The following is a 26,527-nucleotide window of genomic DNA, read 5'->3' on the forward strand; positions in this document are numbered from 1 at the left end:
TACTGTTATTCTAAAATGCTACAGAATATTAATAGGAGGACAATGTAATGTCAATTGAATTAAAAAACATACAAATGAAATTTAAAGATACTACAGCAGTTAACAATTTAAATGTCACAATTCCTAAAGGGTCATTAGTAAGCATATTAGGACCTTCAGGTTGTGGTAAAAGTACGACGTTGTTCATGATAGCAGGTTTGCATGAACCAACAGGTGGCCAAATATTATTTGATGGTAAAGATGTGACAGCGTTGCCTCCGGAAAAACGCAATATCGGAATGGTATTCCAGAACTATGCATTATATCCACATATGACAGTACTTAAAAATATTATGTTCCCACTTAAGATGCAAAAAGTACCGAAGCAGGAAATGAAAGCCCGTGCGATTGAAGCAGCTAAGTTAGTAGAGATTGAACATTTACTGAATCGTAAACCAGGTGAGTTATCAGGTGGACAACAACAACGTGTTGCAATTGCGCGTGCGCTTGTAAGAGAACCGGAAGTATTGTTGCTCGATGAACCACTTTCAAATCTTGATGCGAAGTTAAGACTGACAATGCGTGAAGAAATTCGTGAAATTCAGCAACGACTCAAGATTACGACGTTATTTGTTACGCACGATCAGGAAGAGGCTTTGAGTATTAGTGATCATATTATGTTAATGAAAGATGGTGTTTTGATGCAATATGCTACACCAAATGCTTTATACGCATCGCCTGATACAAAGTTTGCTGCTGAATTCATCGGGTCACCATCTATGAATAGTTTCTCAGTAAACGAAGATACAAAGCGTTTATTAAATGATATGAATACTGAAGGTGCTGCCACGATTGGTATTCGCCCAGAAGATATCGTAATCGATACTTCTCAGGCTGGTTTAAAGGTAACTGTTAAACTCGTTGAGCAAATTGGTCGTGATAAACTTGTGACGGTTGAAGCAAAGGATGGTACAAGGGCAAAGTTGTTCATTCATAAAGATAGAAACTTACAAGTTGATGAAGAGATTTATATTAAGGGTGAATCCGGTGCGATTAAACTATTTAATGAAGAAGGGCGTAGACTATAATGGCGAAGTCATTTAAAGCTTATTTATATTTACTACCTGCATTACTAATTATTTCAATTTTTATTCTATATCCTATGGTGAAATCATTTTTGATGGCATTTTATACAGATTATGATTATTTCAAAGATGATGTGAAAGCATATGGAGTGGATAACTTTATTTATTTATGGAACGATAGTGAATTTCATCTTGCACTTAAAAATACGTTCATATTTGTACTAGGAGTTGTGCCTGCTTCCATTATCATCTCTTTATGGATAGCAATCTTGCTCAATTCAAAGATTAATTTTAAAGGATTCTTCAGAACAGTGTATTTCATTCCGTTTGTTACGAGTGTTGTTGCTGTTTCTATCGTATGGCGATGGATTTTTCATTCAGATTATGGTCTGCTCAACTACTTTTTAGGATTTATTGGTATACAACCGATTGAATGGTTAGAAAGTGCAAAGTATAGCATGCCAGCGCTCATTATATTATCAATCTGGAAAGGACTCGGTTATAACATTATTATTCTGCTTGCTGGATTACAGAATATAAATGATGCATATTACCGTGCTGCTCGAATTGATGGCGCAAATATATGGAATAGATTTGTACATGTAACGTTGCCGGGACTTGCACCGACATTATTTTTCATATCTATTATATCAGTGATTAATGGATTTAAAGTTTTTGACGAAATTTATGCACTATTTGGTGGAAAACCTGGTATTGCAAATAGTAGTTTAACTGTTGTGTATTATGTATTTAACAAATTTTATGGAGAATGGGAGTTTGGCGTAGCGAGTGCAGCTGCGTATGTACTGTTTATCATTATCTTTATCTTTACGCTTGTTCAACTATATATCGGAAAGAAAAAGATTACTTATTAGGGGAGATAATAATGAAATCAGGATTTACGAAAGGATTTACTTACTTATTGTTATCGCTCGGTGCAGTGCTGATGTTGTTACCTTTTATATGGATGTTATTAACTTCAATTAAACCTTCATACGAAGTGATGAAGATGCCACCTGTTTGGATACCTTCAGAGTTTAAGTGGGATAACTACGTTGAAGCATTTGAGAAAGCTCCGTTTGCGACATATTTATTAAATTCGATTGTTGTTACCGTTTTGTCGACACTCGGTGAACTTATAACTACAATTCTTGCAGCTTATGCATTCAGTAAACTGAAGTTCTTTGGAAAGGATATACTTTTTTCAGTGCTGATGGCGACGATGATGATTCCTGGAGAAGTACTACTCATTCCAAATTTCGTTACGCTTTCGAATTTAGGGTGGCTGGATCGATTTGAAGCATTAATTATACCGTGGACAGCGAGTATATTTTCAATATTTTTATTAAGACAGTTCTTCTTATCAATTCCAGATGAATTGCATAGTGCAGCGCGTGTTGATGGGTGTAGTAACTGGCGTTTCTTGTGGGAGATTATGGTGCCTTTAGCAAAACCAGCATTGATAACGATTATCTTATTAAAAGCAATTGGCTCATGGAATGCATTTTTATGGCCATTAATCGTTACAAATTCAGAACATATGAGAACATTGCCTGTTGGTTTAACGGCATTTACAACGGAAGCAGGAACCAATTACGAGCTATTAATGGCAGCAAGTGCAATGATTATTCTGCCGATGATTATATTATTTATTATTTTACAGAAGTATATTATTCAAGGTGTTGCAAGAGCGGGAATTAAGGGATAATTTAATGACTTTTAAGGAGGTGGTCCACTTCAGTTACAGCGTCCATGATTTTGTATGATTTCAATACATTTTAATTTTGAACAAATGAATTTAAAGCAAAAGGGAGAACTACAAATGAAAAAAGTATTTTACTTATTATTAGCAAGTATTTTATTCTTAGGCGCTTGTGGATCAAAGCAAACGGATGACAAAGGTTCAGATAATAAATCAGCTTCAGGGAAAACAGAAATTGTATTCTGGCATGCGATGACGGATACACACGAAAAATGGTTAAAAGAAAAGACGGATGCATTTAATAAAGAGCATAAAGATATCGAAGTGAAATTAGTTGCGCAAGGTAACTACGGTGATTTATCTCAAAAGTTATTAGCAGCAGCGAAAGCAAAGAAAACACCAACGATTGCTCAAGCTTATGGCGAATGGGTAAATGATTATCAAAAGAACGACCTTGTAGTAGATATTAAACCGATGATCGATGAAAAAATGAAAGATGAGAATGCTTATGAAGATATTAATCAAGTATTCCGTGATGATAATACATTTGGAGAGAAAGTCTATGGTCTGCCATTTAATAAATCGACACGTGTTTTATTTGTAAACAATGATTACTTGAAAAAAGCTGGCATTGAAGCACCTAAAACTTGGGACGAATTACAGTCAGCAGCAAAGAAATTAACAACAACTGTAGAAGGTAAAAAAGTTGTAGGTATGGGATTTGAGAATCAATTAGCTCACGAGTTAAGCATGTATGTAAAACAAGCAGGTGGCGATTTTATCGATGAGAAAACGAGTGAAATCAAGTTCAATTCTAAAGAAGGGTTACGTGCTTTAGAATTTATCGATGGTATGTTAAAAGATAAAACAGCACGTATGGCCGGAGAAGATGAATACTTATCAGGTCCATTCACAAATGGAGATGTTGCAATGTACATCGGTTCAAGTGCAGGTATTCCATTCATCCAAAAAGATGCAAAAGATATGAACTGGACAACAGTGCCACTTCCGAAAGATAAAGTACAGGCAGCACCATTCCAAGGGACAAACATTACAATGTTCAACAACAGTTCGAAAGAAGAACAAGCAGCAGCATTTGAGTATATGATGTATTTAATTACTCCTGAGAACACGATTGATTGGGCTAAAACGACAGGTTATTTACCAGTTAGGGAATCAGCGCTTAAAGATAAAGTATGGACAGATTTTGTTAAGAAAGATCCGGTGTTCAAGGCAGGATTATCACAATATAAAGGTGCATTTATTGACCCTCGTATCCCTGGTGCATTTGCGATTAAAGAAGCAATGTCAAAAGAGCTGGATAAGATGATTTATGAAGGTAAATCACCGAAAGAAACGTTAGATAATATGACGAAGCGCGTACAAGAAGAAATCGATAAAGCTAAAAAGTAGGTTTTAATATGAGTAATACACAGATTGCGTTTTACAGTGGTACGAATACAATAGGCGGAACAATTTTTAGTGTCACATATGGAAAAGATAGATTTATTGCGGATTTTGGGCACAGCCCGAAATCTGCATTATACGATGAAAGAATTCATACACGTGGTAATATTTCAGATGAAGTAGTAGTTGGAATATTACCGGATATTCCAGATTTTTATAAGGATTCACAGTGGAATACTGTCGTGGGAATTAGCCATATGCATTTAGATCATATGGGACTGCTTCAATATATTCCTCATAATGTCGACATCATAACTAGTAGAGATTCTAAAAATCTTTATGAGCAACTTACTGCAATTGGAGATGGCCAACCTTCATTTGATGCGAATCGACTTACTGCAGTTGAGCCGAACAAATGTTTTAAAGTTGGACAGATTGAAATCACCTTTATACCTGTAAATCATGATGTTATCGGTGCGTGTGCGATTCGAATCGCGACACCGGATACAGTCATTATGTACTCTGGGGATATTCGTCTGAATGATGATGATGCTTTAACAGATGCGTGGATTCATGAAGCTGGAGATGTGGACTATTTGATCATAGAAACAACCTCGTTAAGTTTTGATAATACTGAGAAAGAAGCGTATGTACCTCATACATTTGGAGAATGTAATCAGTATATTTTAAACATATATCAACGTAATATTAAGCGTATAATTGATTATGTGAAGTTAACAGAGCTGATGCAGTATACGTTTGTAGTCGATGATAGAATCGCAACTTTAATTGATGCTTTCTATGACGGAGATATGTCTCATTGCTATATGTATGAAAGCGTTAAACCGATTGGATATACCGGAAGTATACAAACGATTACACTGGAAGAAGCAATTCAGTTAGAAAAAGTTGTAATACAACATGATTTCTCTAACTGGCTACTTTTATCTCACTTTAATCTATCAGGTTTTGATTATTTGCATAGTAATGGAATGCCACTTGGGGATTTTGACCCGGGGTATAAAGTGATGAAGGCGTGGATTGAACGTCTTAATCTTAACTATGTAGATTTTCAGAAGAGTGGGCATGCAACGATTGCGCAACTAGAAGAAGTCGTTAATACAATAAAACCGAAAGTATTAATACCACAGCATGGATTTTATCCAGAGCGACTGCAGTATCCGAATCGTATACTACCTGAGATAGGTAAAGTGTATGAACTATAATTGAATTATCAAAATTAAACGTACAGATATTCATTTATCTGTACGTTTAATTGTTATATCAAACTTCTGAATATATCTTTCGCATAGTTTATTTTTGCAAGGCGTGGTGTCTGGCCGCACCATAAATGTAAGTCCTCTGCATTGTTGTTTTGAGCTGCTAACTTTCTGAATGGTGAAGTTAAATCGTTTTGATATGGATAAGGAAGAATGTCTTCATAATATTGCTCCAGATTTACGATGAGCTGATTTTTAATACCTCGTGCTTCTTTACCGCTTATTGCTTTAGTAAGCGTAGTATCTGTTTCAGTGGATGCTGTAATTGCTTCTTTATGAACGGTTGGAGCTTTGCTTTCATAGCTCGTTAAAAAAGCAGTTCCCATTTGGACACCAGCCGCACCTAGAGCAATTGCGGCATTTATACCACGCTTATCCATAATACCGCCAGCAGCAATGACAGGAATGGATACTTCGTCAACAACTTGTGGAATTAATGACATTAAACCGATGTGCGCATTCGTATTGAAGTTCGCACGGTGTCCTCCTGCTTCATACCCTTGCACGACAATAATGTCCATACCTGCTTTTTCACAAATTACTGCTTCATGGACGGATGATGCACTACCAATTGTTTTAATATGGTGCGCCTTTAACTTTTGTATAATAGACGCGTCTGGTATTCCAAAAGTAAAACTGATGATTGGTACGTGCTTTGAAATGATAAGGTCAATCATTGAATTAAAATGATCTCGATCATTGTGTTTAATATATGGTTTATCAATTTTATATTTATTGTAATAACCTTGTAAGTGTTGATGCATTTTGCTGATAGATGCTTCGTTTGTAGTCGTGTTTTCTGGAATGAATAGATTTACTGCGAATGGCTTCTTTGTAAGTGCTGTAACTTTGTCGATTTCATCATTTAATTGTGCCAGTGACATGTACCCAGCACCTATCGTTCCTAAACCACCTTCATTGCTTATTGTGGCAACAAGTTCAGGTGTTGTAGCACCTGCCATACCTGCTTGAATTATAGGATGTGTAATGTTTAATAAAGAGGTTAAAATCATGCTTTGTTTCATAATATCTCTCCTTTATGAAGCTTATTAATATATTATAAAGTTAGACACAATAGTTGTCACTGTATTAAAAAATTATGTTGTGCTATATTTAATGTGTAAGTAATTTAAAAGGAGTGTTCATATGACACAATTAATTCCGTATTTAGCATTTGATAACACGAAAGAAGCATTATCTTATTACGAAGAAGTATTCGGAGCAACGGATGTTCAACGTTTACCAGTAGGGAAAGAGCAAGCAGGACAGTTTGGTATAGATCCTGAGCAAGCGAACAACATGACGATGCATTCTGAATTCAAAGTAGCAGGCCACACGCTTTACGCAGCTGATAAATTTAATAAAGCTGGAGATTTCAACAGCAGTATTTCATTATCAATCAACTGGCAAAAAGATAACGCAGAAGAAACGAAGGCGATGACGGAGTTATTTGAGCGTATTGCAGCGCATCCGGAAACAACTGTTGATATGCCAATCGGCGAACAGTTCTGGGGTGGTGTTATGGGAGCACTTAAAGATAAATATGGTGTAGACTGGATGTTTAACGGTAACTAATTTAATGATAAAGAGCTGAGCAATCAGCTCTTTTTTTGTGCTATATTTGTGATTGAAGGGAAATAGATGGTACTAAAAAAACAAGCACTCACAATTGTGAGTGCTTGTTTCCAACATTAAATATTATAATTTAACGATGTTAGCAGCTTGAGGTCCACGTTGACCTTCTTCGATATTGAATTCAACTGCTTGACCTTCTTCTAAAGTTTTGTAACCGTCTCCTTCGATAGCACTGAAGTGAGCGAATACGTCGTCTCCACCTTCAACTTCGATGAATCCAAAACCTTTTTCTGCGTTAAACCATTTAACTGTACCTTGTGTCATAATAATGACCTCCAAAAAATTATTAAATAATATCTAATGTTTTACAAAGAAAACTTCACACATTACAAAAAGTTTCGACTAAACACGATTACTCTTTGTAATATGTGAAGTTCTTTGTTTCTTGCATATGTTCGATATATTTGTACTAAGTATATAACGGATATTCTGTGTTGTCAATGAAAGATTATTATTATTATTGAACATACGGGATAAATGGCTTACATATCACGTTTATAGATAAAAAATAAAAAAAACGAGTACTCTTATGAGCACTCGTTTCCAACATTAAATATTATAATTTAACGATGTTAGCAGCTTGAGGTCCACGTTGACCTTCTTCGATATTGAATTCAACTGCTTGACCTTCTTCTAAAGTTTTGTAACCTTCACCTTCGATAGCGCTGAAGTGAGCGAATACGTCGTCTCCACCTTCAACTTCGATGAATCCAAAACCTTTTTCTGCGTTAAACCATTTAACTGTACCTTGTGTCATAATAATGACCTCCAAAAAATTATTAAATAATATCTAATGTTTTATAAAAAACACTTCACATATTACAAAAATAGTCGGCTTACATGATTACTTGAGTAATATGTGAAGATCCTTTGTTTCTTGCATATGTACGATATATTTGTACTAAGTATATAATGGAAATCCTGATTTGTCTAGGTTAACTAGACAATTAAAAACCAATTTGAGTAAAATTAGATTTTAAAATGTGTGTAAAATTAACCGAAAAGCTTAATGACATACGTTTTCACAACACTTTCATTTTAGTAAATAAAATTTCTTTAATTCATACGAATGAGTATAATAGCTCCGAAAATGAATAGCAATCCTAAATATTGCACACCTGTAACTTTCTTTTGTTTCGCTCCTATCCATCCGAATGAATCCAGTAGAATACTACATATAATTTGACCGAATAAACAGATGATAACGACAAGCCCTGTACCGATAATCGGGACTAAGTATGACATTCCGAAAACGAAGAATGATCCGAGAATCCCACCGATCCATATCCATTTCGGTTTATCTTTACCGATTGCAAACCGAATCTGAGTGATTTCTTTTCTTATAAAAGTGACGATGACCAACAAGAATACCGTACCGATGAAAAACGAAATAAACGCAGCATGAACCGGTGAATTTAATAAATGTCCAAGCTCCCCGTTAATTGCCGACTGTGTAGCCATTAACATCCCAGCGATAATTCCTGAAATCTGAAAAGGAAGTTTAGATATGCTTTGTTCATCTGGTGCTATGTAATGTTGTTTTCTTTTTCTTAGCCAATCAGGAAGTACGATAACCATAATGACACCAAGAACTAATACGAGTAAGCCGATAAATCTTAATGGTGTGAGAGCATGACTAGGTGCATGAAACAGTCCGAAATGATCGACGATGATACTCATGATAATTTGACCCATAATAGGTAGTACAACAGTCTGGACACCACCTAATACGGGGAATAGCAGGATGTTAGCTGTTAAACCAATTAATCCAAGAATACCACCAATCCAAATCCACTTAGGCTCATTTAAGATGACAGAGCTATCAATAAGTAATGTATGCTTCGTAATCAATGTCATAAAGAGTAAAAAGATTGTACCGACAGAGAATGATACAAAGGACGCTACAAATGGTGACAATACGTAAGTTCTAAGTCTAGAGTTCACTGCAGTTTGTATAGGTACAACTAAGCCTGTTGCAAATGCAAATAAAATATAAAACATGTTCCTCTCTCCCTTACGTATCTATAGTACTGAAAATGTCCCGAAATTGCTATAGATGGTTATTTGCAAAGTAAGTAGGGTAATAAAAGTTAAAAGATATTTCGGAGGAAATTATGACAGAATATAAGCGAAGTGTGATTTATGAAGAGCAAGCAATAAGAAACAATAAAACGATAGGACCGATTGGTGAACTCGTAAAGTTGATTGATAAAAAGAGTGTACGCATTATCGTTATGATTTTAGTTGTCACATTTTTCATGTTCAGAATATATATGCAATAAAAAATCGAGTTTGAGTAGAATCCTCAAACTCGATTTTTTATTATTTTTTCCAGCGCTCTAAATTTTTAAGCTGCATAGGATAGAAAGTAACCATGAGCCATTTCTTGAACGCATTGCCTTTTCCATTGCGGATTGCTGCTTTTCCACGTGTCAGCATTTCGTCCATCGTAATATTCGGTTCAATAAATGCACCATTTGCATAACAATAACTACAAAATTTACTGCTTTTCGTACCATCTACTTCAGTTCCTCGAACATCTTCACCGTGCAACATAAGCGGCATACCACAACTTTGACAGAATTTCTCCATAATATCCTCCTAAACGTGCTGATCGAACAGCAATACATTTCCATCTAAATCTTTAACCATAAAGTATCCAGGGCCTTCGTCATTCTCCGCTTGTAGTGGTTGAAGTAACTCGTATCCTGCATCTTCTAGTGCTTGTGCGATTTCGCGAACATCTGTCCCGTTTGTACTATTTTTCTGTTCATTCCATTTTGGATTGAATGTCATCATATTCCCTTCAAACATACCTTGAAATAATCCGATACGTGCATTCCCATTTGATAATACAATCCAGTTATTCGTAACATCTCCACTTACTTGTTTAAATCCTAATGTTTCATAAAACTTAATTGAAGCCTGCAGATCCTGTACTGATAAACTTACTGAGAAATTTCCTAATTCCATAATGATGACCTCCTAGTTAAAAAAATATGCGGCAGTTGCCATGACGATAAAACAAATCATTCTATAGCTTTCGTTTATAAATATTAATTTGATGGACTTCATTTCAAAGAAATAATTTTTCAAACTTGAAAACACGGAGATTAGTCCAATCACAGCTCCCGCACATAATACATTTAGGTCGGTATGTGTAAGTAAGAAGAATACACATAAAGAAACGATGACCTCAACGACAACCGCTAAAATCATTTGAGGTGTGCCACTACCTGCTGCTTTAATTTGTTCGTCTGTTATTTTAATTTCTTTTTGCCATGCTTTTCCGAATAGCACAGAGTACCATAATCCGCCAATCATAAAGGCGATAAGACCTGCAATTATTGCTGCAATAAAATTCATTAGCTCTGCTCCTTTGTTGCTTCTGCGTATACGCGTTCCATAAATGATTGTACGACTTTATCATTTTGTTTTTTCGGCATTACTTTAAGCATTATTTTTCCTAATAGATTAATACCTTCATTTTGGCCGCTATAAGTGAAACGCGTTTCATGATCATTGATGCGTTCTAATACATAGTCTGCTTCGATTGCGAACATATTCGCAAGTTTAAAACCAGAACGATTATGCTTTCTGCTCGGTGTATCTTCGTGTTCTAAATCTGTAACAATATATTTCATGATACGCTTACCTTCTTTGTACGTCTGTTCGTATGTTGAACCGACCACACCAGGTTTTTTGTCAATAACACGTATATCAATTACTTGAGGCATAATACGCTGCATTTGCTCAATGTCAAATAAATGCCAAATTGTCTCGATGTTCGCAGGAATAATTATTGTTTCTTTCCAAGTTAACATATATAGCCTCCTTTTTATTAATTGTATACGATTGAATTTGGAATGGCGAATGATAATTGTAAATTTACAAAAAAGTTAATTAGGAGCTGGGAATGAGAGATGAAATGGACGCGGTGCCAATTTCGAGCAGGAAAATGTGAGTGAAATGGGCACGATGCCAATTTCATCAGCAATAAATCTCGACAAATATATAGACAACTATCTATATAAGAGTTAAAATATATTTGAATATAGATGATTATCTATATAAGGGGTGAGACATATGGATTATGAAAGATTTGCAAAAATATTAAAAGTTATGAGCGATAAGAGCAGGCTGGAGATTATTGATATGCTGAGCTGTGGAGAACTGTGTGCATGCGATATTCTTGAGCATTTTGATTTCTCACAACCGACGCTTTCTCATCATATGAAGCAGCTTAAAGATTGTGGATTAATTTCAAGTTACAAAGATGGTACGAAGGTAATGTATGTATTAAACGATGTATTGTGCAAAGAGATTATGGCATTCCAAAGTGAATTGTTTAATGCATCAGAGCGTTGTATTTGCCATTTATCGAAATAATGAACTGGGAGGATTTTATTATGGTAGAGATTAAATTATTTGAACCTGCAATGTGCTGTGCATCAGGAGTTTGTGGTCCTGCACCTGATCAAGAGTTAATTCGAGTGAATAGTGATGTAGAGAAACTTAAGCAAAATGGCATTAAAGTATTGCGTTACAATTTAACTTCTGCGCCGAACGCTTTCGTACGTCACGAAGAGGTTATGCATAAGATAAAATCAGAAGGCGAATCTGCATTACCGATTACACTTATTAATGACGAAGTTGTGAAATCAGGGAATTATATGTCTTCAGATGAAGTTGCGGATATTATCGTGGTACATGATTTACAAAATAGTTGCTGTGGTCCGAATGATAATTGTTGCTAGGAGTGGTTTTTGTGGAACGCTTAAATTTAGATAATATTGAGTTAACGAAATACTTATTCTTCACTGGTAAGGGAGGCGTGGGTAAGACATCTTTATCTAGTAGTATCGCAGTCAATCTGGCAGATCAAGGTAAGCGTATTGCGCTTGTAAGTACTGATCCCGCGAGCAATCTTCAAGATATCTTTAATATGTCCTTGACGAACGCACTGACGCAAGTCCCGGCACTGCCTAATTTATATGTAGCAAATTTTGAACCTGTCAAAGCAGCTGAAGCGTATAAACAGTCGGTTATTGAGCCATATATCGGTGTGTTACCAGAGTTTGCGATTAAGAATATGGAAGAACAGCTAAGTGGTTCATGTACGGTTGAAGTTGCGGCGTTTAATGAGTTCACGTCATTCTTGACGAATGAAACTTTAGCAGATGAATATGATCATATTATCTTTGATACTGCGCCAACGGGTCACACCCTCAGAATGTTAGAGCTACCTGAAGCGTGGTCATCTTATTTAGAAAGTGCGACTCATGAAGCATCTTGTTTAGGCCAGCTATCAGGATTAGGAGAACAGCAATCAACGTACTTTGCAGCAGTAGAGCGTCTTAAAAATGAAAAAGAAACGACAATGATATTTGTTGCTCGAGGTGACAAATATAGTTTGTTGGAGGCAAAGAGAGCGATGCATGAATTAAATGCCCTTCAAATCAATCATCATTTCTTAATTATCAACGGTTTAATCAACCACGCAGATAGCGAGCTCGCAAAGGAAAAGCGAAATGCCTCTGACAGGGCGTTACAGCAATTTGAATCGTTGATTAAGAAAGTACCGACATTTTACGTTGAGCTTAAACCTTATAACGTTATGGGTCTTGATGCGATGCGTCATTTATTTAGTGAATATGAACATATCGAAAGTAGCGAGGATCTTAAATTAACGGATGATTACATGCATCTGGAACTTCTGGTCGATGAACTTGTGCAGGAAGAAAAGCGCTATATCTTCACAATGGGTAAAGGTGGTGTCGGTAAGACAACTGTTGCTTCACTTATCGCTGAAAAACTTGTAGCACGCAATAAAAAGGTGCTGCTTGCGACAACAGATCCCGCAAATCAGTGGCACGATAAACATCAATATAACAATCTTACAATTAAGTATATCGATCCAAAACAAGCGCTGGCAGATTATGAAGCGGAAGTATTGCGTAATGCTGACCAGTTGACGCAAGAGCAGATCGATTATATAAAAGAGGATTTAAGAAGTCCTTGTACCGAAGAAATCGCATTCTTTCGCGCGTTCAGCAACTTTATTGCTGACACTGCGCATGACGTCGTTGTAATCGACACAGCGCCAACAGGTCATACACTATTATTGCTCGATGCATCACAAAGTTATCATAAAGAAATTGAACGCAGCACGAATGAAGTGCCAAAATCGGTATCGATGTTATTACCGAAGATATTAGATAATACACTTACAGAAATGATTATCGTTACACTCGCTGAACCAACACCTGTTAAAGAGGCGATGCGACTCAAAGAAGATCTCGAACGTGCATCTATTAAACAGAACCGTTGGGTAGTGAATAATACGATAGCAAATTACGATGTGCATGATGCATTATTCTCGCATAAAATTATGAATGAACGTAAAGTTATAAATGACTTATTACAAGACAAGTTGAGCGTGACATTACTACCTTATGACCCAAAGCTTATTTAATGGAGGGAAAAATGAAAAAGACAATTTATTTCTTATGTACAGGTAACTCATGTCGTTCACAAATCGCAGACGGTTTCGGAAAAAAGTATTTACCAGAATGGAACGTATATTCAGCAGGAATTGAAGCGCACGGCGTGAATCCGAAAGCGATAGAAGCGATGAAAGAAGTTGGAATTGATATTTCTGATCATACTTCGGATGTAATAGACAGAGAAATATTAAACAACGCAGATTTAGTTGTCACACTTTGTGATCATGCTAAAGATGTATGCCCGGTAACACCATCACACGTTAAAACTGAACACTGGGGATTTGAAGATCCTGCAGGACAGGAGTGGGAAGTATTCCAGCGTGTTCGTGATGAAATTGGTGCCCGCATTAAAGAATTCTCTGAGAAAGAAGCGGACCATGTTTGATCAGTTGAGTAAGCCGGCACAACGCGCGCTGCTATCAATTGGCATAACTTCGTATGATGAAGTCATACAGTATAGCGAGCAGGATTTATTAAGTTTACATGGTTTTGGGCCTAAAGGATTGCGTCTATTAAAAGAAGAACTAAATAGGCAGCAATTACAATTGAATAAAAATCATCAATTAAAGAGTCGCTGATTAGCGACTTTTTTTAGTTTTCTGAAAATATTTCAAAACTTGAATTCATAAACAGTCAAGCATATAATGAAATATAAATTCAAATAAATTATATTATAGAGAAATATAGTTTTATTGCATGTAGGAGGAAGTAGTTTGTATAAGTTACAACATTATTTATATTGGACGTTTCGTGTCTTATTGCAAGTAAGTTTACTTACATTGTTTTATATTATAGGGGAATGGATTAACATGCATACCACGCTAACCATCCCAGGAAGTTTGATAGGTCTCATATTGTTGTTTGTCGCCCTGGAAATAAAAGTGGTAAAACCCGAATGGATTGGGTTAAGATGTAATACTTTACTAAAGGTCATGCCTATATTATTTGTTCCAACTTTAGTGGCATTGATGGACTATGGTCCTTTATTTATGAAGAGCGGCCTATTTTTAATGTTCGATCTTGTGTTATCTTCTCTTATCATATTTTTTATGACTGGATGGTTTACACAGTTCGCCGTGAATTATAAACAGAATAGAGGTAGATCTGTATGATTGAAACGGCTAGTCTGCTGTTCCTTACAATCGTATTGTTTGTCGGAGCAGTCGCTTTAAATAAACGTTATCCTAAAGTGTGGACGTTGCCTATATTTACTGTGAGTGCAATAATGATGGCGATTCTTGTCTTCTTTCATATTCCTTATACAGATTATCAGCAAGCAACAAGTATCTTTAACTTTCTTTTAGGACCAGCGATTGTAGCATTTGCATTGCCTTTATATCAGATGCGAAAGATCGTTGTTAAATATCTACATTTCATTGTTGCAGGATTCACTATCGGCTTAATGGTATCTCTATTAGCTACTTATGTACTAGGACTGTTATTGCCGTTAGATAAAGCACTGATTCATTCTCTTTGGGAGAAGAATGTCACTTTACCTGTTGCTATGAATATTGCATCATCTACAAATGGCAGTGTTGCATTAACCTCCATCGCAGTTATTATTAGTGGCTGTATCGGATTCAGCTTTGGTCATAAAGTGATGACATGGATGAAAATCGATCACTTTGTCGCACGAGGCGTTGCGATGGCTGCTGTTGCCCATGTATTCGGAACTAATACGTCTATGGCATTAAGTAAAGAAGAAGGTGGTATCGCACTTGTGACGATGATTGGAACAGCGATTTTGGCAAGTGTCATTATTCCAATATTAATATCATGAAAAAACAAGGTGTTTACCTTGTTTTTTTAATTTACATTTTATAAAAATATTGTTTTAAAACTCATACATAAACCCTTCTTGCCTTAATTCGTTTACTGCGTTATCCAAAATCTTCTCAGATTTCGCTGATATGACGTGATCGTGTATGCCGTAAGTTAATTCAGCAAGCATTCGCCCGTTATCTTCTTCCATATCATTAGAAAAGTCATAGCATTCCTCGACAGAGCGCAGCATTAGCTCAACTGAAATTTTGCCGTATATTGGATGATTTACAGATACGTTATCGATCATTGCGCCATTTTCTACTATAATTTTTAATTCTTCTAGCATGCGCTCTGAGGTATGGCGTACGGTGATCGTACGTTTATACTTTTCTCCTTGTTCTTCAATTCTTTGAAAGATATAGCCTTGTTTTGTCGCTTTGATTGGATACTCTTCTGCTCTAAGTTGCGCGATATCTGAAACGATTATTTGTCTTGATACATCGTATTGCTGCGCCAGTTGATTGCCGTTGATTGGTGCGGTGCTCTCTTTTATTAATTGTAAGATTGCGAGGCGTCTTTCATTTACATTCATCTTCATTACTCCATTTCGCTAAGTGCACAGATTAATGCGTTGATATCGGCATCAGTTGTTAATGGGCTGATTGATATTCGTATAAACTGATGGATACTGTACCCTTGTTGCATGATTAAACTTTCCAGTGCTTTTGAATGCATTGTACCATGACCACAGGCGGTACCGGTAGAGATTAATATATCTTTTTGTGAGAGCTTCTGCATAATCACTTGTCCTTCTTGTCTGCATAAAAGCGGGATAATATGTGGTGCTTGTTCGTTGAAGATTATCGGATGGAATCTATCTCTATTTAATTGTGACATCATTTTCTGTTTCATCGGATAAAGGTCTGTATCAGGATATTCAGTCAGTGCTGTCGTCATGGCAGCGAGGGCTCCGATATCTACAGTACCATTTCTCATCGCCTGTTCATGATGTAGGTAAGGATTTCGAATGTGCAGTTCATCATCTCGAATGAGTAAGGCGCCTACACCTTTAGGCCCAAAGAATTTATGTCCGCTGATGGCGAGAGAGGTCATCACGTGTGTCGGTATATTAAGCTTAGCAGCTGACTGAACGCAGTCCACATGAAATGGGATATGATATTGTGCTGCAATGTGACCGATTTTTTCTACAGGTAAGATATACCCTGTTTCTGAATTGACGTGCTGTGCGGTTATTAGTGCAATTTCATTGTAATGCTCCTCAATATAATTGGATAGGGCATTAAGGTTCAACGTACCATCCTTATACTCGGGTATAAAATAATAATAAATATCCTCATAAGGATAGAGTGCTGCGAGTACTGATGGGTGCTCATATCTGCTAAGGACAACAGTTCTTTTATCTGTTTTGTGTAAATAATTTTGAATTGCAATCTCATTCGCATGTGAGCCGCTTGAAGTTGTAATAGCTGTAAAATTATCTGTAAAGTAATTATTTAATGCACTCTCACAGTTGTTATGTATATCTTTAGCGATATCCCCACCCGCATGTAAGCTCTCAGAATTGTAGTAGTAATTAACGTTAATATCTTTATATATATTAAATACTGATGCGCTGAGTGGTGTAGTAGCAGCATAATCAAAATAGATCATAAAAATTCTCCTTGTGTTTTATTATTTTATATGACAATATTATTGTAAAGTTATTGTAAATATAAAGTAACGGTGTTTTTTATGTATGATGTAATTATTGTTGGTGGTGGATTGGCAGCGCTTAGCCTGCTAAATGCATTACCTGAAAATATGAAGGTTGCATTAGTTATGGATGAAGTAGAATCGAGTAGTATGAAAGCGCAAGGCGGGGTCAGTTGTTCTTTATTCGAAAGTAGTATAGATCAGCATGTGATGGATACGTATAATGCGGGTTGTCAGCAAGGAGATATCGATGTTATTCGTAAAATGATTCAAGAAGGCAATGCAGTCATAAAAGAATATATTGCAGCGGGTATGCCATTTGATAAGGAAGGTAGAACTTTTGTGCTTGGGTTAGAAGGTGCGCATACATTACCTAGAATTCTTCATATCAAGGATCAGACAGGGAAACATATGTGCAATTTTTTGGAGGCACGTTATAGCGCTTCAGTAGATATCTATAAGACAAAAGTAAGTGCATTGATGCGCAATAAATATAAAGAAGTTATCGGTGTAGAACTTACTTCCGGAGGGCAGCTCATTGCCCCTAGAACAGTACTTGCAACAGGAGGGTACAGCGGATTGTTCTATCCTGCTTCCAACACATATACAGGAGGTGCAGCGATGCAATATGCTGCTTATGAAGCAGGGTGCACTCTGAAAGATCTTGCCTATATACAGTTCCATCCCACTTTATTTATACAGGATAATCGTACGATTTGCTTGATCTCTGAAGCACTTAGAGGACAAGGTGCAAAACTTGTTGATGAAACAGGTGCTCATATTATGGCATCGACAGAACAGCAAGATCTGGCAGCGCGTCATATTGTAAGTCGCACAATTTATGAGCACATAAAAGAAGGACATAAAGTCTATTTAGATATTACAGAAGTAGAAAATTTCAGCATGCAATTTCCATATATACATAGCATGTGTGAATTGTTAAATATAACGACACATATCCCTGTAGCGCCTGGTGCACATTACACGATGGGTGGAATTGAAGCTGCGATCGATGGACAGACAAATGTAGAGGGATTATTTGTGATAGGGGAAGCGGCGTGTACAGGATTTCATGGTGCCAGCCGTTTAGCGAGTAATTCGCTATTAGAAGCAGTTGCAATGGGGGCTGCTTGTGCTCAGCGATGTCTTGAAGAAGAACATCGAGATTTAACTGTTTCACCATTTTATACCGTAAATATTGAATATCCAGAATATCGTTTAAGTACGCAGTTAATGCATGTATTAGGAATTGAACGCGATCCATTGGTGATGGAAGACTTTAAGAACATACTCGGTAAAGATATATATAGTAAGTTGATTCAATTGGTTATTGAAGATGCATTACGTAAACCGTCAATTGGCGCACATCAAAAGAAAGTACTACAGGAGGGTTAACTGATGAACAGAATTCGTCTGCAAAGGAAGTTGAGACAATTTATGGATGAGGATATACAGTATGGTGACTTATCTTCTTCTATCTTTGAGCATAATATGAAAGGAACGATGCATTTTATCGCTAAAGAATCAGGATATTTCTCAGGAAATGAAGTGATTGTACAAGGGTTTAACATTCTGAGTGAGAGCGATGTTACATTACATAAAAATGATGGGGATATAGTGAAAAGTGGTGAAACAATTGCTGAAATTACGGGTAATATTAGAGATTTATTACAAGCAGAACGCACAGTACTGAATATTATTCAGCGTATGAGCGGGATTACGACATTAACGAAACAGTTTATAGACGAAGTTGCTGCAACGACTACCCGAATTACAGATACGCGTAAAACGACGCCAGGGCTTGGTATGTTTGAAAAATATGCAGTGCAAGCAGCAAGTGCAACGAATCATCGAAGAAGCTTAAATGACGGTATTATGTTAAAGGATAATCATATTGCGTATGCAGGCAGTATTTCGAAAGCTGTTCAAAAAGCACGTACACTAGCAGGCCATATGGATAAGATCGAAGTGGAAATAGAAGACGCAGCGATGCTACAAGAAGCGATTGAGTCACAAGTAGATATTATTATGTTTGATAATTGTACACCCGAATTTATAAAAGAACATATTGATCTTGTACCAGACACGATTATAACAGAAGCCTCGGGAGGCATTACATTAGATACAGTACGCGCCTACGCTGAAGCAGGAGTCGATTATATTTCGGTGGGGCAGCTATTTCATAGCAGTAAAGGGCTTGATATATCAGGGAGGATAAAAGTAGATGATTGATTTATTAAAAAACTCTAAAATACCACAGCGATATTTAGCGATGTCACAACAACAGCTGGAAGAAAGAGTGAATGAAATTAAATCTGAATTAGGAGATGATTTATTTATTCCGGCACATCATTATCAAAAAGATGAAGTTGTACAGTTTGCAGATGCGATTGGTGATTCTCTGGAGCTTGCGAATATATGCAAAGATTCTACTGCAAAGTATATTGCATTTTGCGGCGTTCACTTTATGGCTGAAACAGCAGATATGCTGACAAATGATGAGCAGATTGTCCTGTTACCGGATATGAGAGCAGGATGTTCGATGGCTGATATGGCGAATATTAATCAGGTTGAGCGTTGTGATGACTTCCTGCAATCCACATACGGAATTGACTGTCTACCGCTGACGTATGTTAATTCGACTGCACACATTAAAGCGTTTGTCGGCAAGAAAGGTGGCAGCTGTCTGACGAGTGGTAATGCGCATAAAGTAGTAAAACATGCACTAGAACAGAACAAAGTCATCCTATTTTTGCCGGACCAGCATCTTGGTAGAAATACGGCCTACGATCTTGGTGTTCCGTTAGAAACAATGGCGATATATGATCCGATTTCTGAAACACTAGAATTTGAAGGAGAAGTACAGGATATTCGTATCGTGTTATGGAAAGGACATTGCTCAGTACACGAAAAGTTTACGATCGAGAATATTAAAAATGTGAGACAGCAACATCCAGGTATGCGTATTATTGTACATCCAGAATGTACATTTGATGTTGTACAGGCAAGCGATGACTCAGGAAGTACAAGAAAGATTTTAGAAGTGATTACATCAGCACCAGCAGGGACGAAATGGGCAATCGGAACTGAGATGAACCTTGTAAATCGTATTATTAAAGATAATCCGGATAAAGAGATAATTTCTCTTAATCCGTTTATGTGTGCATGTTTAACAATGAATCGAATTGATTTACCACATTTAGTATGGTGTCTGGATAACATTGTTGAACACCGATTTGACAATCAGATTGTAGTTGATAAAGAAACTACGACATATGCATTAAGAGCCCTCAATCAGATGCTTATTTTACAATAATCTATATTTTTGTGAAATGCTGAATTATTGCGTATAATTGATGTAATTCAATTGATGGAGGAATTACTATGAATAAATGGATTAAAAGAAGTTTAGTAGTAGGTGTGGTTGGTGTAGGTGTTTATCAATCGGCTAAATATGTCAAAAATAACGAATATATTAAAGAACGTTTAGGCGATTTGAAGAATATTAAGGAATATAATGACTTACGTATCGCGATTATGGAAATTATTGAAGCGTTTAATAATCCAGCGTCGAGACCTGAGTCTCATATTGCAGATGATGTAAGTGCAGCACAAGATGCGCATTCTAATACACATAATTCAGAAGAACCATTAATTGCCGATGCAGTTAAGCGTGTATTGGATACGAAAGTTGTAGAAAACTTATTAGGCGATAAAGCCGATATTGATTTAATGAAATCTTTAGTTGATGAATCAAGAGATGTTGAAAAGCTGATCCGTGGATGGTTTAATTAGTGTTTGATAACAGAAACAATTAGTGGTATGGTTTATATATACAACTGAATAAGACGATTGCTAGGGGAGCTCTTATGAGCTGAGAAAGGAATATCCTTGACTCTTTGAACCTGTTTGGTTAGTACCAGCGTAGGGAAGCGAGCGTGTATATTAATGATGTTTTTTTGTCGTGAATTTTCACCTCCTAGTAATGAATATAACTAGGGGGTTTTTATTATGGTTAATTTGAAGAAGTCGTTTCCAGCAAGTAAGAGAATCTTTAAATCAGGTATCGGTGATGATGCGGATATTCAAGTGCCATTTCGCGAAATATCACTCACGGATACGGTAACTGAAATGGGTACAACAGAGAATGCACCGGTAGTTGTATATGATACAGGTGGCGTTTATCACGATGATACATATGAAATTGATGTGGAACGTGGAATTCCTAAGCTTCGCGAGAAATGGATCGATGACAGGGCAGATGTTGAACGCTATACAGGACGTAAAGTATTAGCAGTCGATAATGGTTTTAAAGACATTAATCATACTAAGTTTGTAGAAACGCCATTTAAGTATGAACCGAAACGTGCGCGACAAAGTAAAAACGTCACTCAGATGCATTATGCAAAGCAAGGTATTATTACGAAAGAAATGAAGTTTGTTGCAATTCGTGAGAACGTAGATCCTGAGTTTGTGCGCAGTGAAATTGCACGAGGACGCGCAATTATTCCAAACAATATTAATCATCCGGAATCTGAGCCGATGATCATCGGTAAAAATTTCAAAGTGAAAGTAAACGCGAATATCGGTAACTCAGCAGTTAGTTCATCGATTGAAGATGAGATAGAGAAGATGGTATGGGCAACGCACTGGGGTGCCGATACGATAATGGATTTATCTACAGGTAAAAATATTCACGCGACTCGTGAATACATTATTCGTAATTCTCCGGTACCTGTCGGAACAGTGCCCATTTATCAGGCGCTGGAAAAAGTAGATGGTATCGCTGAAGACTTAACGTGGGAAGTATACAGAGATACATTAATTGAACAGGCAGAGCAAGGTGTCGATTACTTTACGATTCATGCAGGCGTATTGTTACGATACGTGCCAATGACTGTAAATCGTCTGACAGGTATCGTCTCACGTGGAGGGTCAATTATGGCGCAATGGTGTTTAGCACACCATGAAGAGAGTTTCTTATATACGCACTTTGAAGAGATTTGCGAAATTTTAAAGACATATGACATCGCAATCTCACTCGGTGATGGACTAAGGCCTGGTTCAATATATGATGCCAATGACGAGAGTCAGATTGCTGAGTTAAAAACACTTGGTGAATTGACTAAGATAGCATGGGAGCATGACGTACAAGTGATGATTGAAGGACCGGGTCACGTACCACTTCATAAAATTAAAGAAAATCAGGAACTTGCAGACTTCTACTGTAATGAAGCACCTTTTTATACATTAGGACCGCTGACAACAGATATTGCACCAGCTTATGACCATATAACATCAGCGATCGGTGCTGCTAATATCGGTTCATACGGCACAGCAATGCTCTGCTATGTAACCCCGAAAGAGCATTTAGGGTTACCAAATAAAGATGACGTCCGTACAGGTGTTGTAACGTATAAGATTGCAGCACATGCAGCAGACTTAGCGAAAGGGTTGCCAGGTGCGGATGAACGTGACAATGCAATTAGTAAAGCACGCTTTGAATTCAGATGGGTAGATCAGTTTAATTTATCGTTAGACCCGGAACGCGCAAAAGAATACCACGATGAAACATTACCTGCAGAGGCTGCGAAAGTAGCACATTTCTGTAGTATGTGCGGGCCGAAGTTCTGCTCAATGCGTATTTCACATGATTTACGTAAAGATAAAGGCATGCAGGAGATGGCAGATAAGTTTAAAGCGCAAGGCAGTAAAATATACTCATAGAATTTCCTGTGATCGGAGCACAGTTGATTCATATATAAAAGCATCATCCGTTACCAAACCCGGATGATGCTTTACTTTATATATTCACTGAAATCTGTCACATTAAAAGGGAATTTATTATCAGCAATATTGTTTTTGAGTTCCTGTAATGATACGAGTGCAAAGTTAGCAAGCTGGAAAGGATAGTTAAATTTCGCGCTGTTTTCTAAAAACATATCATTGTTACGCAATACCCATTCATTATGACTTGTCTTTACGTAATCTAAATCTAAGTCCAGATACGTGATGTCTCGATCTTTATTACGCTCACAAGGTGATGAAATATTACAAAATATTTTAATCGGCTTATATGCATCGTTAAGCGTAATGAAAACAGAGTAACCGTAATACTTAGAAAGAAAATGCAGTGTCTTGTATTGGAAAGGCAGTTCTGTATTTCTTATAAAGTGTTTAAGCGTTGCAGATTCATCACACAATACGAGAAAATATTGATCAGTTTCTTTAAGTAATGTACCTTCTACCTCGATATGAGGTCGATGTGGATATTTGTGTGATTTAATTTTTATTTTTTCCAACAGTAGACCTCCTAACTTATTTTTAAGTACAAATCCAATTATAATACGAAATGTAAGCCTTTGCATAGGGGATTGTTAATATTGTAACAAGTGTCATAAAATTTACGAAACTTTAAATGGTTTGTAATAAAATATTGAAATTGTATGCGTATCATTAAAAGAAAAAGTGGAGTAATTATATGAGAAATTTATTAGAGATTTTTTTAACTGCACTAAAATTAGGTGTTACAAGTTTCGGTGGCCCAATTGCACATTTAGGATACTTCAGAAATGAATACGTTGTGAGACGAAAGTGGTTGAGTGAAGCTGTATATCAGGATATTGTGAGCCTGTGCCAGATCCTTCCGGGACCAGCTTCAAGTCAGGTCGGTATGGCGATTGGATTACTGCGAGGAGGAGTATTAGGTGCAATTGCTGCATTTTTAGGATTTACGCTGCCTTCAGTCATTGCACTTATTATCATCGCATCATTATTTGTTCAAATGAATATCCCACTCGGTTTTACGAAAGGATTAATGCTCGTTGCTGTAGCTGTCGTGTTACATGCTTTAATCGGAATGGGAAAAAAAGCACTTACGAATGTGATAACAATTTTAATCGCAATTATAAGCTTACTCTTTATACTATTTAATTCCGTTACATGGGCGCAAATATGTGTCATTATAGTTTCGGGTTTAGTTGGCATTATTGCGTTCAAAGGACATACAACGCGTAGTGAGCAATTATACATTAATATATCAAAACGCGTAAGTAACATTGCATTGTTATCGTTATGCATCTTGTTGATTGTACTCCCTGTATTAAGTTATACAACACAGAACAGCTGGGTGACATTTTTTAATCAATTATATCAGGCAGGCTTACTTGTATTCGGAGGAGGACACGTTGTATTACCATTACTTCAGAGTGCATTTGTACCGGATATTACATTGGAACAGTTTTTAGCAGGATATGGTGTGACACAAGCGATGCCGGGTCCGCTCTTTACATTCAGTTCATATATTGGAACAGTGATGTTTGGTGTAATGGGAGGTATCGTCGGGATGGTGGCGATTTTCTTACCGGCGATGCTATTAGTCATTGGGACGTTACCTTACTTTGCTCAAATTAGAAGCAATCCATATATCGCAAATGCCCTTAAAGCAATTAATGCCGGCGTTATCGGTATACTTGGAGCAGCATTTATGAACCCGATAGTGAAGCACACAATTATCCAGCCTGTAGACGCATTATTTGCAATACTACTGTTTGTAATGCTTCAATATGGGAAAGTAGCACCATGGATTGTAGTTGTGACAGGTTTAGTTGTAGGGATTATATATTATAGATAGGAGAATGAAATGAGACATACATGGGCAGACGCACATCCTTTATTAAGTGAGTATTACGATAATGAATGGCAAATTGAATCACATGACGACACATATTTATTTGAAATGCTTGTACTGGAAGGAATGCAGGCTGGTTTATCATGGCTTACAATTTTGAAGAGAAGAGAAGGAATGCGTAAAGCATTGCATTATTTTAATTATGAAAAAATTGCTTTATATGATGAAAGTGATTTTGAGCGCCTTATGCATGATGATGCAATGATTAAAAATCTTTTAAAAGTACGAAGTATTATCACAAACGCAAAAGCATTTATAGAAGTTAGAAAAACATTCGGCTCATTTGATAAATATATTTGGAACTTTACTGATAATAACCCCATCGTGACTTATTATGAGCACGAAAGTGATATACCTACTGATAATGAATTATCTCAGAAAATCAGTAAGGATTTGAAGAAAAGAGGTTTTAAATTTGTTGGACCTGTTATCATATATGGTTATCTAGGTGCAATAGGAATAATTCAGGATAAATTAAAGTAATACAAAAAAGTGCTGATCTTAGTTCAGCACTTTTAACGTTTTATAACATAAGCAAGTAATATACATATCGCTGCAAAGAAGATTGAAACATAAGGTGTAATTGCAACGTCGAAATTATTAATAATAACACCGCCGATAAGTGCACCGAAGCCAATGCCGGCATTTAACGCACTCATATTCCAGGCCATAATATTACTTGAATCACCTTTTACCTGCTTAATAATACCAATTTGAATTGCAGGGTTCGTACTCCACTCAAATATGTTCCATATCAGCATGACGATAAGTAAAACAATATAAACAGGTAATGCGAGTTTGAATAAGAAAATTGAAACTGTATAAATTGTAAGTGCGATAAGCAGCCATTTTTTACTGCCCATCTTATCTGCCATACGGCCTCCGAAACTTGTTCCGGCAATACTTCCGAGTCCACAAACGAAAAGAAGGATCGAGACTTGAGCTAACGTATAACCTTCATTTAACATCATTGGGCTGATATACGTAAATACGATATAGTTTGATGCGAGAATAAAGAACGTAATTCCGATATACTTCGCAGCTTCTTTCGGATAGAGCAATTTAGATGTTTTATCCTCATCTTCGTCTGTTTTAATCTGATTCGGTAACTGGAACATCAGCATGATAGTAGCAATCATACTCACAATAATAATCATCCAGAATGTTGCACGCCATCCGAACATTTCGCCGAGCTTCGTTCCAATCGGTACACCAAACACATTCGCACCGCTAAATCCGATATAAACGAGCCCGAGCATCTTACCGCGTTCTCTTGGATCACTTAATATTACTGTCAGCGCTAATAGTTTTACAACGATAATGCTGGATGCGGCTGATGCGATAATGCGTCCGATTACGATAATCCAGAATACACTACCGACTGCATTAATGATATTTCCGATAATGAAAATGACGAGGCTGATGAGCAGTACCCATTTCGGGTTATAGCGTTCTGTAACTTTCACAAGGATCGGTCCGCTAATTGCAACGGTGAACGCATAAATGGTTACAAGTTGGCCAGCAAGTGCACGTGATATATGCAAATCATCACTGATCAACGTCAGTATACCTGCAACGACAAGTTCCACCATTCCAACAACGAACACACTTAATATAAATGTAAATAATTTAATTTTAGACATAATAAAACCTTCCTTAGTTGTATGCATTAAGATTATATCAATATTTGACAGTTTAAACATGTATTTATTATTAATATAAATATTCAGATAACAATGTTTACGCATTGTAAATTCAACAAAAAC

Annotated in this window: 33 protein-coding genes and 1 riboswitch; of the genes, 21 read left to right on the forward strand and 12 right to left on the reverse strand. The window is 36.7% G+C overall.

All coding sequences use genetic code 11. The features are described from left to right. Nucleotides 1-47: 47 nt before the first annotated feature. The 5 genes from LAU42_RS01735 to LAU42_RS01755 all read left to right on the forward strand — a co-directional run bounded on the left by LAU42_RS01735 (nucleotide 48) and on the right by LAU42_RS01755 (nucleotide 5,399). Nucleotides 48-1,067, forward strand: coding sequence for an ABC transporter ATP-binding protein (locus tag LAU42_RS01735; protein ID WP_224183990.1), 1,020 nt, complete (start codon nucleotides 48-50; stop codon nucleotides 1,065-1,067). Continuing rightward, the gene (locus LAU42_RS01740) at nucleotides 1,067-1,939 is read left to right on the forward strand and encodes a carbohydrate ABC transporter permease (protein ID WP_224183991.1); all 873 of its coding nucleotides are present in this window, start codon (nucleotides 1,067-1,069) and stop codon (nucleotides 1,937-1,939) included. The genes LAU42_RS01735 and LAU42_RS01740 overlap by 1 nt, the downstream gene beginning before the upstream one ends. 11 nt (nucleotides 1,940-1,950) lie before the next feature. Next, nucleotides 1,951-2,772: a carbohydrate ABC transporter permease gene (locus LAU42_RS01745; RefSeq protein ID WP_224183992.1), complete on the forward strand. Its 822-nt coding sequence runs from the start codon at nucleotides 1,951-1,953 to the stop codon at nucleotides 2,770-2,772. A gap of 114 nt (nucleotides 2,773-2,886) precedes the next feature. Continuing rightward, nucleotides 2,887-4,179 (forward strand): ABC transporter substrate-binding protein, encoded by a 1,293-nt coding sequence (locus tag LAU42_RS01750; protein ID WP_224183993.1) that lies wholly within the window; start codon nucleotides 2,887-2,889, stop codon nucleotides 4,177-4,179. An 8-nt stretch (nucleotides 4,180-4,187) separates the two neighbouring features. Further along, nucleotides 4,188-5,399 carry an MBL fold metallo-hydrolase gene (locus LAU42_RS01755; protein WP_224183994.1) on the forward strand — a complete coding sequence of 404 codons (1,212 nt, stop codon included), beginning with the start codon at nucleotides 4,188-4,190 and terminating at the stop codon, nucleotides 5,397-5,399. A gap of 53 nt (nucleotides 5,400-5,452) precedes the next feature. Here the strand turns inward: LAU42_RS01755 and LAU42_RS01760 are convergent, their stop codons facing one another. After that, the gene (locus LAU42_RS01760) at nucleotides 5,453-6,478 is read right to left on the reverse strand and encodes an NAD(P)H-dependent flavin oxidoreductase (protein WP_224183995.1); all 1,026 of its coding nucleotides are present in this window, start codon (nucleotides 6,476-6,478) and stop codon (nucleotides 5,453-5,455) included. 121 nt (nucleotides 6,479-6,599) lie between these two features. Here LAU42_RS01760 and LAU42_RS01765 point away from each other — a divergent pair, with 121 nt between their 5' ends. Beyond that, the gene (locus LAU42_RS01765; RefSeq protein ID WP_224183996.1) at nucleotides 6,600-7,028 is read left to right on the forward strand and encodes a VOC family protein; all 429 of its coding nucleotides are present in this window, start codon (nucleotides 6,600-6,602) and stop codon (nucleotides 7,026-7,028) included. Between the two features lie 123 nt (nucleotides 7,029-7,151). Here LAU42_RS01765 and LAU42_RS01770 read toward each other — a convergent pair whose 3' ends face one another. From LAU42_RS01770 to LAU42_RS01780, 3 genes are all read right to left on the reverse strand, one after another. Continuing rightward, the gene (locus LAU42_RS01770) at nucleotides 7,152-7,352 is read right to left on the reverse strand and encodes a cold-shock protein (protein WP_086041794.1); all 201 of its coding nucleotides are present in this window, start codon (nucleotides 7,350-7,352) and stop codon (nucleotides 7,152-7,154) included. Between the two features lie 292 nt (nucleotides 7,353-7,644). Then, entirely contained in the window at nucleotides 7,645-7,845 is a 201-nt protein-coding gene (locus tag LAU42_RS01775; RefSeq protein ID WP_041635790.1) for a cold-shock protein, read from the reverse strand. A gap of 299 nt (nucleotides 7,846-8,144) precedes the next feature. Then, on the reverse strand, nucleotides 8,145-9,089 hold the full coding sequence (locus tag LAU42_RS01780; RefSeq protein WP_224183997.1) for a DMT family transporter: 945 nt from the start codon (nucleotides 9,087-9,089) through the stop codon (nucleotides 8,145-8,147). 113 nt (nucleotides 9,090-9,202) lie between these two features. On the opposite strand from LAU42_RS01780, the gene LAU42_RS01785 reads away from it, so the two are divergent. Further along, nucleotides 9,203-9,370 carry a hypothetical protein gene (locus tag LAU42_RS01785; RefSeq protein ID WP_224183998.1) on the forward strand — a complete coding sequence of 56 codons (168 nt, stop codon included), beginning with the start codon at nucleotides 9,203-9,205 and terminating at the stop codon, nucleotides 9,368-9,370. Between the two features lie 40 nt (nucleotides 9,371-9,410). On the opposite strand, the gene LAU42_RS01790 is transcribed toward LAU42_RS01785, so the two are convergent. From LAU42_RS01790 to LAU42_RS01805, 4 genes are read right to left on the reverse strand one after another with little or no spacing between them, the layout of a single operon-like run. Beyond that, nucleotides 9,411-9,680: a zinc ribbon domain-containing protein gene (locus tag LAU42_RS01790; protein ID WP_224183999.1), complete on the reverse strand. Its 270-nt coding sequence runs from the start codon at nucleotides 9,678-9,680 to the stop codon at nucleotides 9,411-9,413. Nucleotides 9,681-9,689: 9 nt separating this feature from the next. Beyond that, nucleotides 9,690-10,061 carry a VOC family protein gene (locus LAU42_RS01795; RefSeq protein ID WP_224184000.1) on the reverse strand — a complete coding sequence of 124 codons (372 nt, stop codon included), beginning with the start codon at nucleotides 10,059-10,061 and terminating at the stop codon, nucleotides 9,690-9,692. Nucleotides 10,062-10,073: 12 nt separating this feature from the next. Then, the gene (locus tag LAU42_RS01800; protein WP_224184001.1) at nucleotides 10,074-10,454 is read right to left on the reverse strand and encodes a DUF1761 domain-containing protein; all 381 of its coding nucleotides are present in this window, start codon (nucleotides 10,452-10,454) and stop codon (nucleotides 10,074-10,076) included. Next, nucleotides 10,454-10,912, reverse strand: a complete 459-nt coding sequence (locus LAU42_RS01805; protein WP_224184002.1) for an SRPBCC family protein — start codon at nucleotides 10,910-10,912, stop codon at nucleotides 10,454-10,456. The genes LAU42_RS01800 and LAU42_RS01805 overlap by 1 nt, the downstream gene beginning before the upstream one ends. 262 nt (nucleotides 10,913-11,174) lie before the next feature. Between LAU42_RS01805 and LAU42_RS01810 the strand changes: the two genes are divergently transcribed. The 7 genes from LAU42_RS01810 to LAU42_RS01840 all read left to right on the forward strand — a co-directional run bounded on the left by LAU42_RS01810 (nucleotide 11,175) and on the right by LAU42_RS01840 (nucleotide 15,374). Then, nucleotides 11,175-11,477, forward strand: coding sequence for an ArsR/SmtB family transcription factor (locus LAU42_RS01810; RefSeq protein WP_133421199.1), 303 nt, complete (start codon nucleotides 11,175-11,177; stop codon nucleotides 11,475-11,477). Nucleotides 11,478-11,497: 20 nt separating this feature from the next. After that, nucleotides 11,498-11,845: an arsenite efflux transporter metallochaperone ArsD gene (arsD, locus tag LAU42_RS01815; RefSeq protein ID WP_224184003.1), complete on the forward strand. Its 348-nt coding sequence runs from the start codon at nucleotides 11,498-11,500 to the stop codon at nucleotides 11,843-11,845. Nucleotides 11,846-11,847: 2 nt separating this feature from the next. Next, nucleotides 11,848-13,563 (forward strand): arsenical pump-driving ATPase, encoded by a 1,716-nt coding sequence (arsA, locus tag LAU42_RS01820; protein WP_224184004.1) that lies wholly within the window; start codon nucleotides 11,848-11,850, stop codon nucleotides 13,561-13,563. Nucleotides 13,564-13,574: 11 nt separating this feature from the next. Continuing rightward, the gene (gene arsC, locus LAU42_RS01825; protein ID WP_420908095.1) at nucleotides 13,575-13,979 is read left to right on the forward strand and encodes an arsenate reductase (thioredoxin); all 405 of its coding nucleotides are present in this window, start codon (nucleotides 13,575-13,577) and stop codon (nucleotides 13,977-13,979) included. Continuing rightward, complete coding sequence (locus tag LAU42_RS01830; protein WP_224184006.1) at nucleotides 13,972-14,172, forward strand: helix-hairpin-helix domain-containing protein; 201 nt, start codon at nucleotides 13,972-13,974, stop codon at nucleotides 14,170-14,172. Before arsC ends, LAU42_RS01830 begins: the two co-directional genes overlap by 8 nt. 201 nt (nucleotides 14,173-14,373) lie before the next feature. Then, on the forward strand, nucleotides 14,374-14,706 hold the full coding sequence (locus LAU42_RS01835; protein ID WP_224184714.1) for a CidA/LrgA family protein: 333 nt from the start codon (nucleotides 14,374-14,376) through the stop codon (nucleotides 14,704-14,706). Further along, nucleotides 14,703-15,374, forward strand: a complete 672-nt coding sequence (locus tag LAU42_RS01840; RefSeq protein WP_224184007.1) for an LrgB family protein — start codon at nucleotides 14,703-14,705, stop codon at nucleotides 15,372-15,374. The genes LAU42_RS01835 and LAU42_RS01840 overlap by 4 nt, the downstream gene beginning before the upstream one ends. Before the next feature lie 54 nt (nucleotides 15,375-15,428). On the opposite strand, the gene LAU42_RS01845 is transcribed toward LAU42_RS01840, so the two are convergent. Both LAU42_RS01845 and LAU42_RS01850 read right to left on the reverse strand, forming a co-directional pair. Further along, a complete protein-coding gene (locus tag LAU42_RS01845) occupies nucleotides 15,429-15,950 on the reverse strand; it encodes a transcription repressor NadR (protein WP_224184008.1) in 522 nt (173 codons plus the stop codon). Between the two features lie 5 nt (nucleotides 15,951-15,955). Beyond that, a complete protein-coding gene (locus LAU42_RS01850; protein WP_224184009.1) occupies nucleotides 15,956-17,029 on the reverse strand; it encodes an aminotransferase class V-fold PLP-dependent enzyme in 1,074 nt (357 codons plus the stop codon). A gap of 81 nt (nucleotides 17,030-17,110) precedes the next feature. On the opposite strand from LAU42_RS01850, the gene LAU42_RS01855 reads away from it, so the two are divergent. The 5 genes from LAU42_RS01855 to thiC all read left to right on the forward strand — a co-directional run bounded on the left by LAU42_RS01855 (nucleotide 17,111) and on the right by thiC (nucleotide 22,798). Then, the gene (locus tag LAU42_RS01855; protein WP_224184010.1) at nucleotides 17,111-18,466 is read left to right on the forward strand and encodes an FAD-binding protein; all 1,356 of its coding nucleotides are present in this window, start codon (nucleotides 17,111-17,113) and stop codon (nucleotides 18,464-18,466) included. A gap of 3 nt (nucleotides 18,467-18,469) precedes the next feature. Further along, nucleotides 18,470-19,303, forward strand: a complete 834-nt coding sequence (nadC, locus tag LAU42_RS01860; protein ID WP_224184011.1) for a carboxylating nicotinate-nucleotide diphosphorylase — start codon at nucleotides 18,470-18,472, stop codon at nucleotides 19,301-19,303. Next, nucleotides 19,296-20,387, forward strand: coding sequence for a quinolinate synthase NadA (nadA, locus tag LAU42_RS01865; protein WP_224184012.1), 1,092 nt, complete (start codon nucleotides 19,296-19,298; stop codon nucleotides 20,385-20,387). The genes nadC and nadA overlap by 8 nt, the downstream gene beginning before the upstream one ends. 68 nt (nucleotides 20,388-20,455) lie before the next feature. Next, nucleotides 20,456-20,866: a hypothetical protein gene (locus tag LAU42_RS01870; RefSeq protein ID WP_224184013.1), complete on the forward strand. Its 411-nt coding sequence runs from the start codon at nucleotides 20,456-20,458 to the stop codon at nucleotides 20,864-20,866. A 52-nt stretch (nucleotides 20,867-20,918) separates the two neighbouring features. After that, nucleotides 20,919-21,019, forward strand: a riboswitch (TPP riboswitch). A 63-nt stretch (nucleotides 21,020-21,082) separates the two neighbouring features. Continuing rightward, entirely contained in the window at nucleotides 21,083-22,798 is a 1,716-nt protein-coding gene (gene thiC / locus LAU42_RS01875; protein WP_224184014.1) for a phosphomethylpyrimidine synthase ThiC, read from the forward strand. Nucleotides 22,799-22,869: 71 nt separating this feature from the next. Here thiC and LAU42_RS01880 read toward each other — a convergent pair whose 3' ends face one another. Continuing rightward, nucleotides 22,870-23,373 (reverse strand): DUF402 domain-containing protein, encoded by a 504-nt coding sequence (locus LAU42_RS01880; RefSeq protein ID WP_224184015.1) that lies wholly within the window; start codon nucleotides 23,371-23,373, stop codon nucleotides 22,870-22,872. Nucleotides 23,374-23,552: 179 nt separating this feature from the next. Between LAU42_RS01880 and chrA the strand changes: the two genes are divergently transcribed. Together chrA and LAU42_RS01890 are read left to right on the forward strand one after the other, a co-directional pair. After that, nucleotides 23,553-24,704: a chromate efflux transporter gene (chrA, locus tag LAU42_RS01885; protein WP_224184016.1), complete on the forward strand. Its 1,152-nt coding sequence runs from the start codon at nucleotides 23,553-23,555 to the stop codon at nucleotides 24,702-24,704. A gap of 9 nt (nucleotides 24,705-24,713) precedes the next feature. Beyond that, on the forward strand, nucleotides 24,714-25,244 hold the full coding sequence (locus tag LAU42_RS01890) for a DNA-3-methyladenine glycosylase I (protein ID WP_224184017.1): 531 nt from the start codon (nucleotides 24,714-24,716) through the stop codon (nucleotides 25,242-25,244). A gap of 32 nt (nucleotides 25,245-25,276) precedes the next feature. On the opposite strand, the gene LAU42_RS01895 is transcribed toward LAU42_RS01890, so the two are convergent. Further along, nucleotides 25,277-26,404 (reverse strand): MFS transporter, encoded by a 1,128-nt coding sequence (locus tag LAU42_RS01895; protein ID WP_224184018.1) that lies wholly within the window; start codon nucleotides 26,402-26,404, stop codon nucleotides 25,277-25,279. Nucleotides 26,405-26,527: the final 123 nt, after the last annotated feature.

Source organism: Macrococcus armenti (genome assembly GCF_020097135.1).
Taxonomy (GTDB): Bacteria; Bacillota; Bacilli; order Staphylococcales; family Staphylococcaceae; genus Macrococcoides; species Macrococcoides armenti.

Bases quoted from the DNA above. Each gene is read 5' to 3' on its own strand.
- LAU42_RS01735 (WP_224183990.1), top strand. From the start codon at position 48: ATGTCAATTGAATTAAAAAACATACAAATGAAATTTAAAGATACTACA.
- LAU42_RS01740 (WP_224183991.1), top strand. From the start codon at position 1,067: ATGGCGAAGTCATTTAAAGCTTATTTATATTTACTACCTGCATTACTA.
- LAU42_RS01745 (WP_224183992.1), top strand. From the start codon at position 1,951: ATGAAATCAGGATTTACGAAAGGATTTACTTACTTATTGTTATCGCTC.
- LAU42_RS01750 (WP_224183993.1), top strand. From the start codon at position 2,887: ATGAAAAAAGTATTTTACTTATTATTAGCAAGTATTTTATTCTTAGGC.
- LAU42_RS01755 (WP_224183994.1), top strand. From the start codon at position 4,188: ATGAGTAATACACAGATTGCGTTTTACAGTGGTACGAATACAATAGGC.
- LAU42_RS01760 (WP_224183995.1), bottom strand. From the start codon at position 6,478: ATGAAACAAAGCATGATTTTAACCTCTTTATTAAACATTACACATCCT.
- LAU42_RS01765 (WP_224183996.1), top strand. From the start codon at position 6,600: ATGACACAATTAATTCCGTATTTAGCATTTGATAACACGAAAGAAGCA.
- LAU42_RS01770 (WP_086041794.1), bottom strand. From the start codon at position 7,352: ATGACACAAGGTACAGTTAAATGGTTTAACGCAGAAAAAGGTTTTGGA.
- LAU42_RS01775 (WP_041635790.1), bottom strand. From the start codon at position 7,845: ATGACACAAGGTACAGTTAAATGGTTTAACGCAGAAAAAGGTTTTGGA.
- LAU42_RS01780 (WP_224183997.1), bottom strand. From the start codon at position 9,089: ATGTTTTATATTTTATTTGCATTTGCAACAGGCTTAGTTGTACCTATA.
- LAU42_RS01785 (WP_224183998.1), top strand. From the start codon at position 9,203: ATGACAGAATATAAGCGAAGTGTGATTTATGAAGAGCAAGCAATAAGA.
- LAU42_RS01790 (WP_224183999.1), bottom strand. From the start codon at position 9,680: ATGGAGAAATTCTGTCAAAGTTGTGGTATGCCGCTTATGTTGCACGGT.
- LAU42_RS01795 (WP_224184000.1), bottom strand. From the start codon at position 10,061: ATGGAATTAGGAAATTTCTCAGTAAGTTTATCAGTACAGGATCTGCAG.
- LAU42_RS01800 (WP_224184001.1), bottom strand. From the start codon at position 10,454: ATGAATTTTATTGCAGCAATAATTGCAGGTCTTATCGCCTTTATGATT.
- LAU42_RS01805 (WP_224184002.1), bottom strand. From the start codon at position 10,912: ATGTTAACTTGGAAAGAAACAATAATTATTCCTGCGAACATCGAGACA.
- LAU42_RS01810 (WP_133421199.1), top strand. From the start codon at position 11,175: ATGGATTATGAAAGATTTGCAAAAATATTAAAAGTTATGAGCGATAAG.
- arsD (WP_224184003.1), top strand. From the start codon at position 11,498: ATGGTAGAGATTAAATTATTTGAACCTGCAATGTGCTGTGCATCAGGA.
- arsC (WP_420908095.1), top strand. From the start codon at position 13,575: ATGAAAAAGACAATTTATTTCTTATGTACAGGTAACTCATGTCGTTCA.
- LAU42_RS01830 (WP_224184006.1), top strand. From the start codon at position 13,972: ATGTTTGATCAGTTGAGTAAGCCGGCACAACGCGCGCTGCTATCAATT.
- LAU42_RS01840 (WP_224184007.1), top strand. From the start codon at position 14,703: ATGATTGAAACGGCTAGTCTGCTGTTCCTTACAATCGTATTGTTTGTC.
- LAU42_RS01845 (WP_224184008.1), bottom strand. From the start codon at position 15,950: ATGAATGTAAATGAAAGACGCCTCGCAATCTTACAATTAATAAAAGAG.
- LAU42_RS01850 (WP_224184009.1), bottom strand. From the start codon at position 17,029: ATGATCTATTTTGATTATGCTGCTACTACACCACTCAGCGCATCAGTA.
- LAU42_RS01855 (WP_224184010.1), top strand. From the start codon at position 17,111: ATGTATGATGTAATTATTGTTGGTGGTGGATTGGCAGCGCTTAGCCTG.
- nadC (WP_224184011.1), top strand. From the start codon at position 18,470: ATGAACAGAATTCGTCTGCAAAGGAAGTTGAGACAATTTATGGATGAG.
- nadA (WP_224184012.1), top strand. From the start codon at position 19,296: ATGATTGATTTATTAAAAAACTCTAAAATACCACAGCGATATTTAGCG.
- LAU42_RS01870 (WP_224184013.1), top strand. From the start codon at position 20,456: ATGAATAAATGGATTAAAAGAAGTTTAGTAGTAGGTGTGGTTGGTGTA.
- thiC (WP_224184014.1), top strand. From the start codon at position 21,083: ATGGTTAATTTGAAGAAGTCGTTTCCAGCAAGTAAGAGAATCTTTAAA.
- chrA (WP_224184016.1), top strand. From the start codon at position 23,553: ATGAGAAATTTATTAGAGATTTTTTTAACTGCACTAAAATTAGGTGTT.
- LAU42_RS01890 (WP_224184017.1), top strand. From the start codon at position 24,714: ATGAGACATACATGGGCAGACGCACATCCTTTATTAAGTGAGTATTAC.
- LAU42_RS01895 (WP_224184018.1), bottom strand. From the start codon at position 26,404: ATGTCTAAAATTAAATTATTTACATTTATATTAAGTGTGTTCGTTGTT.